Here is a 14331-nt window from a genome sequence, read left to right as displayed (position 1 = left end):
GCTCAGAATCCGTAAAGTCGCGCCGGATTGTCGACCAGGATCTTCTTGCGAACGCCTGCATCCGGCGCCCATGCCGGAAGCTGATTGAGCAGGCGGCCGTCGTCGATCTGGTAGAGCGGCGCGATGTCGGTGGCTTTGCGTCCCTCGACGCGGCTCGAATCCGGATGCGGCCAGTCGGTGCCCCAGACGATGCGGTCGGCATTGGCCGCGATCAGCGCACGCGCATAGGGCACCATGTCCTGATAGTCGGGCGCGAGCTTTGACGAGCGATAAGCTCCCGAAATCTTCACATAGGCTTTGCCGGATTTGACGAGCTCGATCAGGTCCGCAAAGCCCGGCTGCTCCAGTCCGAGCGAAGCCTCGAGACCACCGAAATGGTCGAACACAGCGGGCACGGGCGCAGACAGCACAAGGTCCTTGATCGCCGAGATCATCGGCAGCGTGGTGTAGAGCTGCACATGCCAGCCGCGCGCCTTCATGCGCTCGACCGCGGCGGTGAAGCGTGGCCGGCCGACGGTGGGATCGTTGACGCCGCCGGTCGCGAGATTGAGGCGGATGCCGCGGAAGCCGTCCTGCTGCATCGTATCGAGCTGGGCTTCCGTCGTCTTGTCGTCGATCACGGCGACTGCGCGTGCGGTCGCGCCGCGCGCCTTCATGCCGAACGAGGTGGAGGAGTTGTCGGTGCCGTAGACGCTCGGCGTCACGATCACAACGCGCTCGATATGCAACGCCTTGTGCAGCGCGGCCATTTCTTCAGGGCTCGCCGGCTCCGGCGTATAGACGCGCCCCGCGAAGAACGGAAACTTTTCAACATCGCCATGGATGTGGGTGTGGCAGTCGCAGGCATGCGCCGGGACGTCGAAATTGACCGGCGTCGCGGGCTGCGACGCACGGGCGTGAGCTTTGTTGGTCATGGCAACTCCGGCGGCAAGGGAGGCAAGCAGGACGCTGCGTCGGTTGAGCATGGTTTCTCTCCCGCATTTATCGTTTCCGGATAGATATCATATTTCGCCCGGGAGCAGGTGCGCCTCTTACGCAACCCGGCGTCGCTTTGATGGTCGCCCGATCGTCGCGGGAGCATCAATCAGAGCCAGGTGTCGCGTCGAGACGCGAGAACCTGAGCAGATATTGGCGAACGTCTACTGCCCCGACGGTGTGCGCAGGCCGTGCCAGGCGTCGCGGACCTGCTGGTAGTGCACCTCGGGCAGATAGTCCGGCGTGTTGAGGCTGAGCGTCTTGACGTCGAGATGGCCGACGGCACTGAGCAGCGTGTAGGAGGCGATCACGCGGTCGCGCAGCGCGCCGATCAGGCGGGCCTTGGCCTGGATCAAATCGGCCTGCGAGTTCAGCACGTCCACCGTGGTGCGCTGCCCGCCGGCGGCCTCGCGCTGCACGCCCTGGAGCGCGACGGTCGCCGCCTTCACCTCTGATTCGGAAGCGGAGACCGCGATCTTGGCGCCCTCATTGGCAGCCCAGGCGCTGGTCGCCGCCGTGCGCGCCTGGTTGCGCACCTGATCGAGCACGAGCCGGCTCTGCGCCGTGATCTCCTTGGCCTGCCGGGTCTGCGCGGCGGCCTGGCCGCCGTCGTAGATCGGCGCGGTGACGTTGGCGACGATCGAGGCCTGGTCCTCGGCGAACGTTCCGAGCGTCGGGTCGTTGTTGCGGCTGCGACTGGCGCTGCCCTGGAGGCTGGCGCTCGGCAGCAGCGCGCCTTCGGCGATGCGGATGTTGGTCGAGGCCACATCGACGTCGAAGCCTGCCGCCATCACTGCCGGATGCTGGCGGATCGCCGTCGTCAGCGCATCCTCGCGGCTCTTCGGCAGATAGCGGTCGACGACTTCGGCGGCCCGAAGCTGCGATGGCGCATTGCCGATCACCTGCGCGTATACCGCCTGGCTCACCGCCAGCGCGACTTCCGCGGCGTTGAGATCGGCCAGCCCCCGGTTGAGCCGCGCCTCGGCCTGGGCGCTGTCGGTCGGCGTGACATCGCCTGCGTTGAGGCGGCGCTGGGTGACGGAGAGCGTCTCGCGCAGGAACGCGACGTTGGAGCGTTGCGCCTCGACCAGTGACTGGTTGGCCAGCACGTTGGTGTAGGCGGTGACCGCGTCGAGCAGCACGCCCTGGCCGACATTGCGCAGAGCCTCGCGGCCGGACTGCACCTGAAGTTCCGCAGCGCGTACGCTGTTGGCGGTGCGGAACCCATTGAAGAGGGTCTGCGTCACGGTGACGCCGATGACCCACGGCTTCAGATTGGCGGTCTGGATCGTGTTGTCGGGCAGCAAATTGCGCACCGATTGCAGGCCGGCGCTAAGGCTCGCCACGATCTGCGGCCGGTAGCCGGCGAGGGCCTGCGGCACGTTTTCATCCGTGGCGCGTTGCCGCGCGCGCTCGGCATTGAGCTGCGGGTTGGTCTGGTAGGCCTTGGCGAGCGCCTCCGGCAGGGCTTCCGCCCGTGCGGCGGAGGGCAGGGCGCAACAGAGCGCCAGCGTGGTCCATGTCGCAAGCACAACACCCACGCCCGATCGATGCCGCGTCATCACGCGACCAGCTCTGGCGGCACGCCCAATCATGTAATCCCGCTAAATCCTGGCTGTCCGCCCCCGCCGACAGCCGCCCTCTTAACTGTTTAGCCAGCCGAGGTCCCGCAGGCAAACTGCCGCGGGGAAAACCCCCATGTATTCCGTGCTTGTTGCAGGTGCGTCACAGGGTTTCTGCAGGAGGGCGGCAGAGTCTTACACTAGCCTGACCGCTCGCGGTGTTACCGGTTCTTGTTCACCGGCTTACGCTTCTCGATGAACGCCGCCATGCCCTCGGAGCGGTCCTCCAGCGCGAAGGTCGAGTGGAACAGGTTGCGCTCGACGCTCATGCCCTCGGCGAGCGTGGTCTCGAAGGCGCGGTTGACCGCTTCCTTGGCCATGGCGACGGCGGGCCGCGACATCGATGCGATCTTCTCGGCGGCGGCCATGACTTCGTCCATGAGCTTGTCAGCGGGCACAATGCGGCTGACGAGGCCGCTGCGCTCGGCTTCCGCCGCATCCATCATGCGGCCGGTGAGGCAGAGGTCCATCGCCTTCGACTTGCCGATCGCGCGGGTCAGCCGCTGGGTGCCGCCGATACCGGGAATGGTGCCGAGCGTGATTTCGGGCTGGCCGAACTTGGCCGTGTCGGCGGCGATGATGAAGTCGCACATCATGGCGAGCTCGCAGCCGCCGCCGAGCGCATAGCCCGCAACCGCGGCGATGGTCGGCTTGCGGCAGCGCGCGATGCGGTCGCCGCCGATCGCGGCGAAATCCTCGGAGAACATGTCGATGAAGCCTTTCGGCTGCATCTCCTTGATGTCGGCGCCAGCGGCAAAGGCCTTCTCGCTGCCGGTCACGACGATGCAGCCGATGGCGTCATCGGCCTCGAGATCCTCGACGGCCGCCGCGATCTCGCGGAAGACGCCGAAGGAGAGTGCGTTGAGCATCTTCGGCCGGTTCAGCTTGATAATGCCGACCGCGCCTTTGCTCTCGACGATGATGTGTTCGAACGTGCTCATGCTCCACCCACGCTTTTGATTGGGCAGGCAATGTGCCCGCTGGCGCGGTGAGCTTCAAGGGGGTCCAAAGCCGTCGGAACAAGGCCGCCGGAACGCGGCGAGACGCGCGTTCCGGACGAGGTCCCCTCAGGCCAAAAATCAGGCCAAGAACATGCGCGCGGCAGAGGCCAGCGTCAGCAGCGTACCGACGCCGATGAAGATCTTGCCGATCAGGGAGCTCTGGTCCCAGGCCGAGTTCTGACTACTCGCCATCACCGGGGCCGGCCGCGGCTGCGCGTCGGCTGCGGCAATCGCCGCCTTCTGTGCCGGCGGATTGCCCTGTTGCACGGCGCGGTCGATGTCATTGAGCTGATCGGGCGCCACCACTTGAGTCTCGTCATTCGGGGCGGCGGTATTATCGGCCGCTGCCTGAACGTTGTCGTTGGCGCGGCCGGTCATCGCGGACGCAGCGGCAGCCGTCGGCGTATCGGTTGCGGCGATCTGCGCCTTGGCGTTGGCGACTTCCGGCGGCATCTGGCTCGAGGCCGGCACGTCGTTGTCGGCCTTTGCCGCACCGTCCTGCTTCTCGGCCTTGTCGTCGGACTTTTGCGCCGTCTTGCCGCTGTCGCGGTGGCGCGAAGCATCGCGCCGCTGCTTGCTCGGCTTGACTGCCTCGGCCTGTTTGCCTGCGTTGTCCGATTTGCTGCTTGCCGCTGAGTTCGGTTCTGCCTGTGCCGCGGCTCCGAACAGCACGAAAAGGCCGGCAAGAAGAATCAATGCCGCGCGCCCGCTGGCTTTCATCATGTTGACGATCTCCCCAATTCCGCCCGTCCCGGGACCGAACAGAGACCCTGGGGCGTGACCACAGCGGGGCAGAAAATGGGAATCTTCGGGCTACTCCGGGCAAAAGCGGGGCAAACCGCCCCTCGCAGCCGGCCGCCGGATGCGGACGGGACCGATCGGTGTTATGAGCCGTCGCGGGTTTTGCGGCCGCATCGAGTGACGACGCGCGCGTAGATCACGAATTCGTGATTTTTCTGCTGCCGGCGTAACAAATTGAAAGAGCGGCCGAATTGCATGGTGAGGGCGCACGTGCGCGGACGTGAGGACGAGTGGACCGGCCTGATGCGGTCGGCCATGGCGGGCGATGATGCGGCGTATCATCGCCTGTTGAAGGCGGTCACGCCTGTGCTGCGCGCTGCCGCGAGGCGGGGCTTGGCGCGGGCCGGGCAGCCTCCCGATCAGGCCGAGGATATCGTGCAGGAGATTTTGTTGGCGGTGCATCTGAAGCGGCACACCTGGGACAGCGAAGCCCCCTTCGCCCCGTGGCTGTTTGCGATCGCGCGCAACAAGCTGATCGATACGCTCCGGCGGCGCGGCAGGCGGGTCTTCGTCAACATCGACGATTTCGCCGAGATGCTGCCGGGCGAGGTGCCGCACGAGACCGCTTCGGCCGGCGAGGTCGCCAGCCAGCTCAATACGCTGCCGCAGCGCCAGCGCGACGTGTTGCAGTCGATCGCCGTCGACAGCGCATCGATCAAGGACACGGCCGTGAAATATTCGATGAGCGAAGGCGCGGTGCGGGTCGCGCTGCATCGCGGACTTGCGGCGCTGACCGCCAAACTGCGGGACCAGTAGTCATGGATACCGATCAACTCATTCGCACGCTCGCGGCCGACAACGCCCATCGCGCGCCGCGCGTCGGCGCCGTGCTGACGATGGCGCTGCTGGTCGCCGCGCCCCTGTCGATCCTGATCTTCGCGACGTTTCTCGGCGTGCGTCACGACGTGATGAGCGCGATGCACAATCCGTTCTTCGACATGAAGTTCGCGGTCACGCTCTCGCTCGCGATCCCTGCGATCATCGTCAGCCTGCATCTGTCGCGGCCCGAAGCCTTGATGCGCGGCTGGGGCTGGCTGTTGCTGCTTCCCGTCGGGCTGCTTGCGGTTGCGATCGGCAGCGAGACGATGATGGCCCCGGCGATGCCGATGACGATGCGGCTGATGGGCAAGAACTCCAGGGTATGCCTGCTCGCGATCCCTGCGATGTCGCTGCCGCTGCTTGCCGGGGCGCTGTTCGGCCTGCGCCACGGGGCGCCGTCGCACCCCGCGCTCGCCGGCGCGCTCGCCGGCCTGGTGTCAGCCGGCCTAGCCGCGACGCTGTACGCCTCGCACTGCACCGACGATTCCCCGCTGTTCGTCGCGACCTGGTACACGCTTGCGACCGCGTTGGTGACGGCGATTGGTGCACTGGTGGGGTCGAAAGTCTTGCGCTACTAGCCGCGCCGGCCTCACGCCGCCGGCGTCGTGCCCTGCTGCATGCGGTGGAAGCGCAGCACCTGCTGCGCGGTCGAGCTGCGCAGGGCCTCGTAGGCATCGCGCAGCGTCAGCATGTCGCTTTGCGAGCCGCCCGAGAGCTTTTCGCGCATGGCGATGATCGCGCGGACGCTCGACCATTGCATGCCCGCGACCTTGGCGAGGATCATCACGCCCTCGGTGCGGCTCTCGATCATCATGGTTTCGGCGGTCTCGACCGCGACGCCCGCGAGTGCCGCGAGCCCTGCATTGGTCTCGTCGAACTTGCCCTGCTCGGCGAAGGTGGTGACCTGGAATTCGTTGAGACGGCCGTCGTCATGCAGCGACTTCACCAGCGCGCGCGCCATTTCGGTCTGCTTGGTCATGGCGGCGGCGCGGACCCGCTGGGTCGCTTCCTGGACCACGCTGGACACTTCGTCCGCGAGCTCCGGATGCGCGGCCTCGAGCTTCCTGCGCACGCTCAGGGACGCCTTGGCGACCAGCTTCAGGTAGTGATGGCGCGGCAGGTCGGGCCGCAGGCCGATGCAGGTGGCGAGCTCATCGTCGCGTTCGGCGCGCGTGACGAGGTCGGTGAGACTTCCCTCGGAGAGCTGCGCGCCCGGATTGCCGGCAGTCGATTGCACCACGTCCTCGTTGCCGCGCGTCACCAGCACGTCGGTCAGCGCTTCCGAAAGCACCCGCCGCAGCGAGATCGCCTTGAGATGCGCCTGGCCCCTGGTGCGCGCGATCTCGATCAGCGTCGCCTCGTCCAGCCGTTCCGATTTCGAGAGCACGGGGCCGGAGACCTCGATCACCTCGTCGAGCGCGAGCGTGCGGATGATCTTGGGCGGGGCGGCCGCGATCGGCGCGAGACGGTCTGCGAGCAGCGCTCTCGCCGAGGTCTCGATCCGCTCGATCAGGCACTGGAACACGTCGTCGAACACCCTGATGTGCTCGTCGGAATAATCCATCGCGTTGCCCACGAACAGATCGGTGACGCGGCGCAGGGCCTCGACCCGGCGCGCGACGGTGCCGTGCGAGAGCGCGGCCTGCAATTCCTCCAGCAGGTTCTCCGATGGTCTTGCGGATCTGGATCTCATTGCCCTGTCCTGGAGCGTTTGGCCCGGCGGCGGATTCTCACGCGGCGGGAGGAAATGGATTGGTCAGCTCGTTGCAATTCGGTCGCGCCCTTGCGCCTTGGCGGAATAAAGCGCCCTGTCGGCGCGTGCGAGAAACGTGTCGGCAGTATCGGTGTCGCGCAGCGTCACGACGCCGGCGGAAATCGTCACCCGCATGCCGGGGGAAAATGCGCTCCAGTCGAGATCGGCGACGATGCCGCGCAGCCGCTCGAGCATGCGCGCCGCCGCGCCGCCGTCGGTGCCCGGCAGCAGCAGCAAAAATTCCTCGCCTCCGTAGCGGCCGAAACAGTCGGCCGGGCGGATGTTTGCAAAAATGGTGATGGCGAAAGTGCGCAGCACCTCGTCGCCGACGGGGTGGCCGTGGGTGTCGTTGATGCGCTTGAACCAGTCGAGGTCGATCAGCGCGATCGCGCAAGGCGTCGATGCCTGCCGCGACTTTTCGATATCGGCGTCGAGAAGCCGCATGATGCAGCGGCGGTTGTAGGAGCCGGTGAGTTCGTCGAGCTCGGCGAGCTCCTCGATGCGCTGATAGGCGGATTTCAGCTCGACGCTGCGCCGGTACAGGATCTTGCGCAGCGTAGCGCCGAACAGGCCGAGGGTGGCGCACTGGCCGATCACCAGCACGAAGCACAGCATCGAGGCGGTGCGCTGGAGCTTGGTGGCAACTGGCATGCCGATGGGCAGGTCGGAGGCGAGGAAGACGGCTGCGAGGCCGGCCGTCGCGATCGCCCAGGTCAACATCGCCTGCGCCGAGGTCATGCGCAGCGTGCCGAAGGCGAAGATCAGGAACAGCACGCTGATGAAGGCGATGCCGATGGTCGGCACCGACACCAGGAAGATGAACTGCAGCGCCATGTGCGCCGAGATCTGGAAGACGGTGAGATAGTGGTCGGCGTGACCGTCGCCGACGCCGGCTTCCGACATCACGACGAAGATGCCGATGATCATCAGGCCGCCGATCCAGAACAGCGACGGAACGTTGATCCGGATGGCGCCGTCATGGGCATAGAGCAGCAGCACGAAGGCGCCGAGCGAGTAGCTTGCGACCTGGCCGACATACATCTGCCGGCGCTGCCGGACCCGGCGTGCCCTCACTTCGGGTGCAGCTGCGTCGGGCGCAATAACGAGATCCGCGACCTCAGCGGCATTCCTCTCCGGTAAGGACGTCGCGGCCGTGCTCATTGTCCCGCCAATGGTGGATGTCAGTCCAAAAATCTACGTGGCAAGCCTTTAGGTTTGGTATCCTTTGTAACCGAATCCAAACGGTGCAGCGCGCAACAGGGCAAGGCTTGGTGAGACATACGTCGTGCAGGGCTGCTATGGTTCCATCATGTCGGAAGCGCTGCGCAGGAAAGTTCATCATTACTATATTACCGTTCTCGGGCGATACGGCCGACCGCCGCGAGTGGCAAAAGGAAAATTCGCGTATGTGGGGTAGATCACACAAGCGCCCGTGTGACTGCGGTAGGTTGAAGAATTTCGCTCCTCCCGTCGAACCGTCCGCCGCGTCGACCCGACCAACTTTGCGAGACGGGCTTTGAGCGTGACACAGGCGGCTTCGGACGAGGTCCTGATCGCGAGGATCGCTCAAGGTGACCGCCTCGCCATGCAGGTGCTGTACGGGCGGCACCATGTTAGGGTTTACAGGTTTGGGCTGAGGCTCGTGCGGAACGAGCAGGCGGCGGAAGACCTCATCAGTGAGGTGTTTCTCGACGTCTGGCGTCAAGCCGGCAAGTTCGAGGGCCGGTCCGCCGTTTCAACCTGGCTGCTGGCAATCACCCGATTCAAGGCCCTGTCTGCGCTCCGGCGCAGAAAGGATTTTGAGTTGGACGACGAAGCCGCGAACGCGATCGAGGACACGTCCGACGATCCGGAAACGGTGGTGCAGAAGAAGGATACCAGTCAAGCGTTGCGAGACTGTCTGACGGGCCTCTCGCCGGACCATCGGGAAATCGTCGATCTCGTCTACTACCACGAGAAGTCCGTGGAAGAGGTGGCCGAAATCGTTGGCATCCCGGAGAACACTGTGAAGACGCGCTTGTTCTATGCGCGCAAGAAACTGGCCGAACTGCTGAAGGCAGCCGGCGTTGAGCGAGGCTGGCCATGATGGCATTGAGCAAGAAGATGCTGGAGCACGAGCCCAGTGAAATTGAACTGCTGCTGCCCTGGCACGCCGCCGGCACGCTGAACGCGCGCGATGCCCGCCGCGTCGAGGAAGCGCTGGCGCGCGATCCCGAGCTCGCGAAGCAATATGCCGCGATCCGCGGCGAGTACGAAGAGACCATCCATCTGAACGAGAGCCTCGGTGCTCCGTCGGCGCGCGCGATGCAGAAGCTGTTTGCTGCGATCGATGCCGAGCCGGCGCGGGCAGCCGGTTCGCTGCCGCTCTCTGCGCGCATCGCGACCTTCTTTGCGAGCCTGTCGCCACGCACGCTGGCCTGGTCGGCGAGTTTGGGTGCCGTCGCGCTGCTGCTCCAGGCCGGCATCATCGGCGCCGTGCTGATGAAGACCCAGACCGCGACCTTCCAGACCGCTTCGCTGTCGGTCGGCGCACCGATCACGCGCGAGCTTGGAGCTGCACCCGCGCGCGCGCTGGTGCGCTTCACGCCCGAGGCGCGCGTCGCGGACATCACCGCGCTGCTCGACAGCTATCAGGCTTCGATCATCGGTGATGCCAAGGGCGGCATGTTCCGTCTCCAGTTCGACAAGGCGATGAGCCACGACGAACTCGCCTCGCTGCTCGGCAGGATGCAGCGCGAGAAGTTCGTCAATCTCGCCGTCGCGGCGCCGTAAGGCGCCTCCAGGCCGATGACACGCAAGTCCGAGAGCGGGGTAAGAGGCAGGGCCTACGCTTCGTCGGCTGGAGCTGCGCTCTTGCTCGCCGCCTGTCTCGGCGCCGAGGTTGCGCAGGCGCAGGCGATCATGCGCACGCCGGCGATCAGCGTCCCCTCGCGCATGCCGACGATCTCTCCCGGCATCGCCCCGCGCATCGGTCCCGGTGTTGCCGCGCGGGCGGTCAGTGTCGACCGCGGCCCGCGTGCGCTTGCCACGACGCCCCGGGTCACCGCACGGATGGGGCCGACGCCGGTCCTGCCCTATGCGCGCTATTCGCCGAACCTCTATCCGGCCTGCACCGCCCCCTACCGCGATGCCGACGGCGAATGCCTGGCGCAGCCGAACGCAGGCGGCGACGGCGCAGGCAAATCGGGCAAGAAGAGCGCCGGCAAGGGGCGGGGCCGCGACATGCCCGCCGCCGTCGACTTGCGCACCTTTGCCAATGAATTCGTCGCCGAGATCGACAGCGCGCTGTCGGTGACCGAGGCCAACGAGCTTGCGCGTCGCCACGGCTTGATGCGGGTCGCATCCGAGAATTTCCCGCTGATTGGGGCGACGTTCGGCCTGTTCCGCATCACTGACGGCCGGCCATCCGAGACGGTGCAGCGCGAGTTTGCCGCCGAGGGCAGCGTGCGCTCGCTCCAGCCGAACTTCCGCTACCTGCTGCAGGACCAGAGATCGTCCGTGCCGACCGAGGGCGATCCTGCGCAATATGCGCTGGCCAGGCTCCGTCTGCCGCAGGCGCATACGTTGGCGCACGGCGCCAACGTGACCGTTGCCGTGATCGACTCTGGCATCGACGCCAATCATCCCGAGCTCGCCCATTCCGTCGCCGACAATTTTGATGCGCTCGGCAGCAGCGACGGCCCGCATGTCCACGGCACCGGCATTGCCGGCGCCATCGTGGCGCATGCCAAGCTGATGGGCAGCGCGCCCGAGGCGCGCATCATCGCCATCCGCGCCTTCGGCGGCACGACGGGCGGAGCCCAGAGCTCGTCCTACATCATCCTGCGCTCGCTGAATTACGCCGCCGAGCACGGCGCGCAGATCGTCAATATGAGCTTTGCCGGTCCGAAGGATGCCCTGATCGAGCGCGCCATCGCGGCGACTGCCGCGCGCGGGCTGGTGCTGATCGCGGCCGCCGGCAATGCCGGCGCGAAATCGCCGCCGCTCTATCCGGCCGCCAATCCCAACGTGATCGCGGTCAGCGCGACCGACCGGCAGGACAAGCTGTTCTCCGGCTCCAACCGCGGCAATTACATCGCGCTGGCGGCGCCTGGCGTCGACATCTTCCTGCCGGCGCCTGACGGCAAATATCAGGTGACGTCGGGAACCTCGTTTTCGGCCGCCTATGTCTCCGGCGTCGCGGCGCTGCTGCTCGAGCGCAACTACGCCCTGAAGCCGGAAGCGCTGCGCATGACGCTGGCGAAGACCGCGCGCGACCTCGGTTCAGCCGGGCGTGATGATCTCTTCGGCGACGGTGAGGCTGACGCGTTTGCCGCGGTCATGGCCGTTCCCGCCGACAGCGCGACGCCAGTTGCGGCTGCGTCCGGTACAACAAAACGTGAAGATATGCGGGAGCGTCGCGAAGAGCCTGGCGTCCGCGCAATTGAACAACCCCCGCTGTCGAGCGCCGACGATAAATCCACGGTTTCTCAGGCGGATAGGCCGGCGACGCGATAGCGGCTGCGACAAAGATGCACGCGGCGCGAAGACCAAAAAATCAATCGCCGCATTGAACGTTCAGCGTCCTGCCACGACCAAAATATGTGGGAGCGGTCATCCCTCCCCATAAGTCATATTAGGCGCGAGCGCCCATCCACCCCAAGCGCCCATATGGCTCGACCCGTCCGGTTGTCCCCCCGGACGGGTCTTTTCTTTTTAGGGGGCTGATTTCTTGAACCGCTGCGCGCGATCAGCTTCCGGTTGAACGATCGCGGCTGCGCCCAGGGTCAGCGTCCTGTGGGGCGCCCCGCAAGCCGGTTATGCTTGTGCGGAGCTTGACTCGAGAACACAGCAAATCTCCGCACGACTACGGTATTTGATGGCGAGTGCCGCGTCGTTGCTGGACAAGTCAAAACTTTTCCACAAAATATTCATGTCGCCTCTAAATTGATTCGTGTGCGTTGCGTCGCGTCCGTATCTTTCTCCTGACGGGCTGGTTTATGACACATCGCCAAGAGGCTGTTCGCGACGTGGCTGGTGGCTGCGCCATTGCGGCACGCTGGTGCGCTCTCGCCGAGCAGCGGCTGGAACATCTTTCCGAAATGTTCGAAACCGGACGCTGGCGCCGGTATCACTCCGAGATCGCATTCCTCGAAAACATCCAGGAAGCCAAGCGCGCCGTCCAGACCTGGCGCGCGCTCGCGACCGGCGCTGATGTGGCCGCGGCGGCCGCGAGCGTCTCTCCCGCATTCGGCTGGTCGCCGGCGACCATGCCCCGCATGTTTCCGCGCGAGCAACAGGCGCAGGCCGTGCAGCCGAAGGCCGTCCACATCGCCGCAGAGACCGCTGTGCCGGTCAGGCTCGAGCCCAAGCCGGACGTTCTTTCCGAAATCACCGAAGCGCCGCTCGCCGTGCCCGCTGCGGTGACACTGCTCAAGGTGCCCGCTGCCATGGCGCCGCCTACGGCGCCTGCTGCGATGGCAACGCTTCTGCCGCAGTTCTCCCCGCCCGCCGCCGAAATCGTCGCAGCCCCTGAGCGCGTCGTCGAATTCACCTTCAGCCTCGACGGCCTGGAAGCGAGATATCCGCTGCTGCGCAACGCGTTCTAGCGTTTGGGAGCGAGATACAAGGCGCTGCACCTATCGCCGCACCACATTGCCACCGACCACCACCTGCGCAAACCGCTGCGCGCCGTCCGCCGACAGATCCAACGTCACCGCGCGCGCGTGATCGAGCCCAACCACGGCGCCGCGCGGAGTCTCCGAGATCATGTTGTTGTTGACCAGCGCGGTGCCTGCGCCGGAAACCACGGAGACGCCGACGCCGGCCAGCGCCTTGCGGATCACGTTGCCCGTGATCGCGACGTCGCGCAGATATTTGCCCCAGCCGGCGACGATGCCGTAGGACGGCGCGTTCTCGATCACGTTGCCGGTCACGGAGGTGTCTGCCTCGATGTAGATGCCGACGCCGGCATCGTCGTCGGGGGCGGTGCCGATCGGCCGCTTCGGGATCAAATTGCGGATGATGTTGCCCTGGACCACCGCGATGCGGCCACCCTCGTTGAAATTGCAGACGGAGACGCCGACGGCGGCGCCATCGACCGTGTTGTTGGCGATAACCGCGGCCTCGAACGCAAACTCCGAATACAGCGCGACCTCGCGCACGTCGCTGACGCTGTTGCCGGTGATCTGAATGTTCGAGGCCGAATTGCCGCGCACCGCCGAATAGTCGCAATTCCTGATGCGGTTGCCGCGCACGATCACGTTGCCGGCACGGAAGGCGTTGATGGCGTTGCCGTACTGGTCGGAGCCGCCGGGGCCGGCCTTGATGTCCTCGATGCGGTTGTCGGTGACCAGCGTGCCGTCATCGCCGATTGCAGTGCGCAGGATCTCGATGCCGTTGTCGTTGGTGCCGACGATGGTGTTGCGGGATACGCTGAGGCCCCGTGCATCGAACGAGACTACCGCCGTCACGGCAATGTTGGTGAAAATATTCCCGGAGATGTCGCCGGACACCTGCTCAAGCCAGATGCCGCTGCCGCCGGAGCCTCTGATCTCGCAATCAACGATCCGTACGTCGCGGCCGCCGACACAATGGATCAGCCCGCGTCGCGCCGGCAGCGCAATGCTGCCGCCGTCGAAGGTGATGCCGGTGAGGCCGATTGCGTCAGAACTGTCGCTCTGGATCGCCGCGGCTCCGCCGGTGAAGACGAATTTGGTCGCGCCGCGCACGCCGATCAGCTGCGCACCTTTCGGCAACCGCAGCAATCCGCTGCGGTAGACGCCGGGCGGCAGCGCCAGCGGCGCCTGCGCCCGCGCGGCCTCGTCGATGGCACGCTGGAGTGCGCGGGTCTGGTCCTCGCTGCTGCCGGGACGCACGCCATATTGGGTCGCATCGCGGCCGAGCAGGGACGTCAGCGGCGCTGCGCGCGCAGCATCGACGGGCATGGCCAGCGCGCCGGCGATGCCGGTGGCCGAGGCTCCGATGAGATGACGGCGGTTGAGGGTCATGACGCGTCCTTCGGCGGACGCGGGAGTGTCCGCGCCGATTAGGTAGCGCAGAAATGGGGTGGGGCGGCCGGGGCCGTGAGGATTGTTCGCGGTAGGGTTAAGTGTTTACCCAAGGGAAGGTGCCGTAGGGTGGGCAAAGCGGAAGCGTGCCCACCATTGTCGTCGCGGATGCGGATCATGGTGGGCACGGCGCAAGTGCGCCTTTGCCCACCCTTGTATTAGCGCGCCGAGGTAGGATGGCCTCGTTCCGTGAGGAATGGCCCAGCCCGGGTGGCCACCCGAGCTGGGCCGCCGATCGATCGGATCGATGCCCACCGAAGCCTTGAGGGCTGCGTTTCGTAGCAAGATCGCGGTCGGCACTTCATCGGGAC

13 protein-coding genes are annotated in these 14331 nt (G+C 66.0%); 6 read left to right on the top strand and 7 right to left on the bottom strand.

What is annotated here, in order from left to right; all coding sequences use genetic code 11:
- Positions 1–2 precede the first annotated feature (2 nt).
- The 4 genes from IVA80_RS34705 to IVA80_RS34690 all read right to left on the bottom strand — a co-directional run bounded on the left by IVA80_RS34705 (position 3) and on the right by IVA80_RS34690 (position 4321).
- Positions 3–965, bottom strand: coding sequence for an amidohydrolase family protein (locus tag IVA80_RS34705; protein ID WP_247439620.1), 963 nt, complete (start codon positions 963–965; stop codon positions 3–5).
- A 174-nt stretch (positions 966–1139) separates the two neighbouring features.
- A complete protein-coding gene (locus tag IVA80_RS34700; protein ID WP_247439619.1) occupies positions 1140–2570 on the bottom strand; it encodes a TolC family outer membrane protein in 1431 nt (476 codons plus the stop codon).
- Positions 2571–2758: 188 nt separating this feature from the next.
- Positions 2759–3538 carry an enoyl-CoA hydratase gene (locus tag IVA80_RS34695; protein ID WP_247439618.1) on the bottom strand — a complete coding sequence of 260 codons (780 nt, stop codon included), beginning with the start codon at positions 3536–3538 and terminating at the stop codon, positions 2759–2761.
- A 138-nt stretch (positions 3539–3676) separates the two neighbouring features.
- A complete protein-coding gene (locus IVA80_RS34690; protein ID WP_247439617.1) occupies positions 3677–4321 on the bottom strand; it encodes a hypothetical protein in 645 nt (214 codons plus the stop codon).
- A 288-nt stretch (positions 4322–4609) separates the two neighbouring features.
- Here IVA80_RS34690 and IVA80_RS34685 point away from each other — a divergent pair, with 288 nt between their 5' ends.
- Both IVA80_RS34685 and IVA80_RS34680 read left to right on the top strand, forming a co-directional pair.
- Entirely contained in the window at positions 4610–5155 is a 546-nt protein-coding gene (locus IVA80_RS34685; RefSeq protein ID WP_247439616.1) for a sigma-70 family RNA polymerase sigma factor, read from the top strand.
- 2 nt (positions 5156–5157) lie between these two features.
- The gene (locus IVA80_RS34680; RefSeq protein ID WP_247439615.1) at positions 5158–5796 is read left to right on the top strand and encodes a DUF1109 domain-containing protein; all 639 of its coding nucleotides are present in this window, start codon (positions 5158–5160) and stop codon (positions 5794–5796) included.
- 11 nt (positions 5797–5807) lie between these two features.
- On the opposite strand, the gene IVA80_RS34675 is transcribed toward IVA80_RS34680, so the two are convergent.
- Positions 5808–6911: a DUF2336 domain-containing protein gene (locus IVA80_RS34675; protein ID WP_247439614.1), complete on the bottom strand. Its 1104-nt coding sequence runs from the start codon at positions 6909–6911 to the stop codon at positions 5808–5810.
- A 63-nt stretch (positions 6912–6974) separates the two neighbouring features.
- A complete protein-coding gene (locus IVA80_RS34670) occupies positions 6975–8132 on the bottom strand; it encodes a GGDEF domain-containing protein (protein ID WP_247439613.1) in 1158 nt (385 codons plus the stop codon).
- A gap of 355 nt (positions 8133–8487) precedes the next feature.
- Here IVA80_RS34670 and IVA80_RS34665 point away from each other — a divergent pair, with 355 nt between their 5' ends.
- The 4 genes from IVA80_RS34665 to IVA80_RS34650 all read left to right on the top strand — a co-directional run bounded on the left by IVA80_RS34665 (position 8488) and on the right by IVA80_RS34650 (position 12559).
- A complete protein-coding gene (locus IVA80_RS34665) occupies positions 8488–9057 on the top strand; it encodes a sigma-70 family RNA polymerase sigma factor (RefSeq protein ID WP_247439612.1) in 570 nt (189 codons plus the stop codon).
- Positions 9054–9743 (top strand): hypothetical protein, encoded by a 690-nt coding sequence (locus IVA80_RS34660; protein WP_247439611.1) that lies wholly within the window; start codon positions 9054–9056, stop codon positions 9741–9743. Before IVA80_RS34665 ends, IVA80_RS34660 begins: the two co-directional genes overlap by 4 nt.
- 15 nt (positions 9744–9758) lie before the next feature.
- Positions 9759–11468, top strand: coding sequence for a S8 family serine peptidase (locus IVA80_RS34655; RefSeq protein WP_247439610.1), 1710 nt, complete (start codon positions 9759–9761; stop codon positions 11466–11468).
- A gap of 482 nt (positions 11469–11950) precedes the next feature.
- Positions 11951–12559: a TIGR03809 family protein gene (locus IVA80_RS34650; protein ID WP_247439609.1), complete on the top strand. Its 609-nt coding sequence runs from the start codon at positions 11951–11953 to the stop codon at positions 12557–12559.
- A 30-nt stretch (positions 12560–12589) separates the two neighbouring features.
- Here the strand turns inward: IVA80_RS34650 and IVA80_RS34645 are convergent, their stop codons facing one another.
- On the bottom strand, positions 12590–13960 hold the full coding sequence (locus IVA80_RS34645) for a TIGR03808 family TAT-translocated repetitive protein (RefSeq protein WP_247439608.1): 1371 nt from the start codon (positions 13958–13960) through the stop codon (positions 12590–12592).
- Positions 13961–14331 lie beyond the last annotated feature (371 nt).

Origin of the sequence: Bradyrhizobium sp. 139 (assembly GCF_023074175.1) — a bacterium.
In the GTDB taxonomy this organism is placed as follows: Bacteria; Pseudomonadota; Alphaproteobacteria; order Rhizobiales; family Xanthobacteraceae; genus Bradyrhizobium.
The sequence above is the reverse complement of the archived record's forward strand: the minus strand, read 5'-3'. Positions and strand labels throughout refer to the sequence as shown.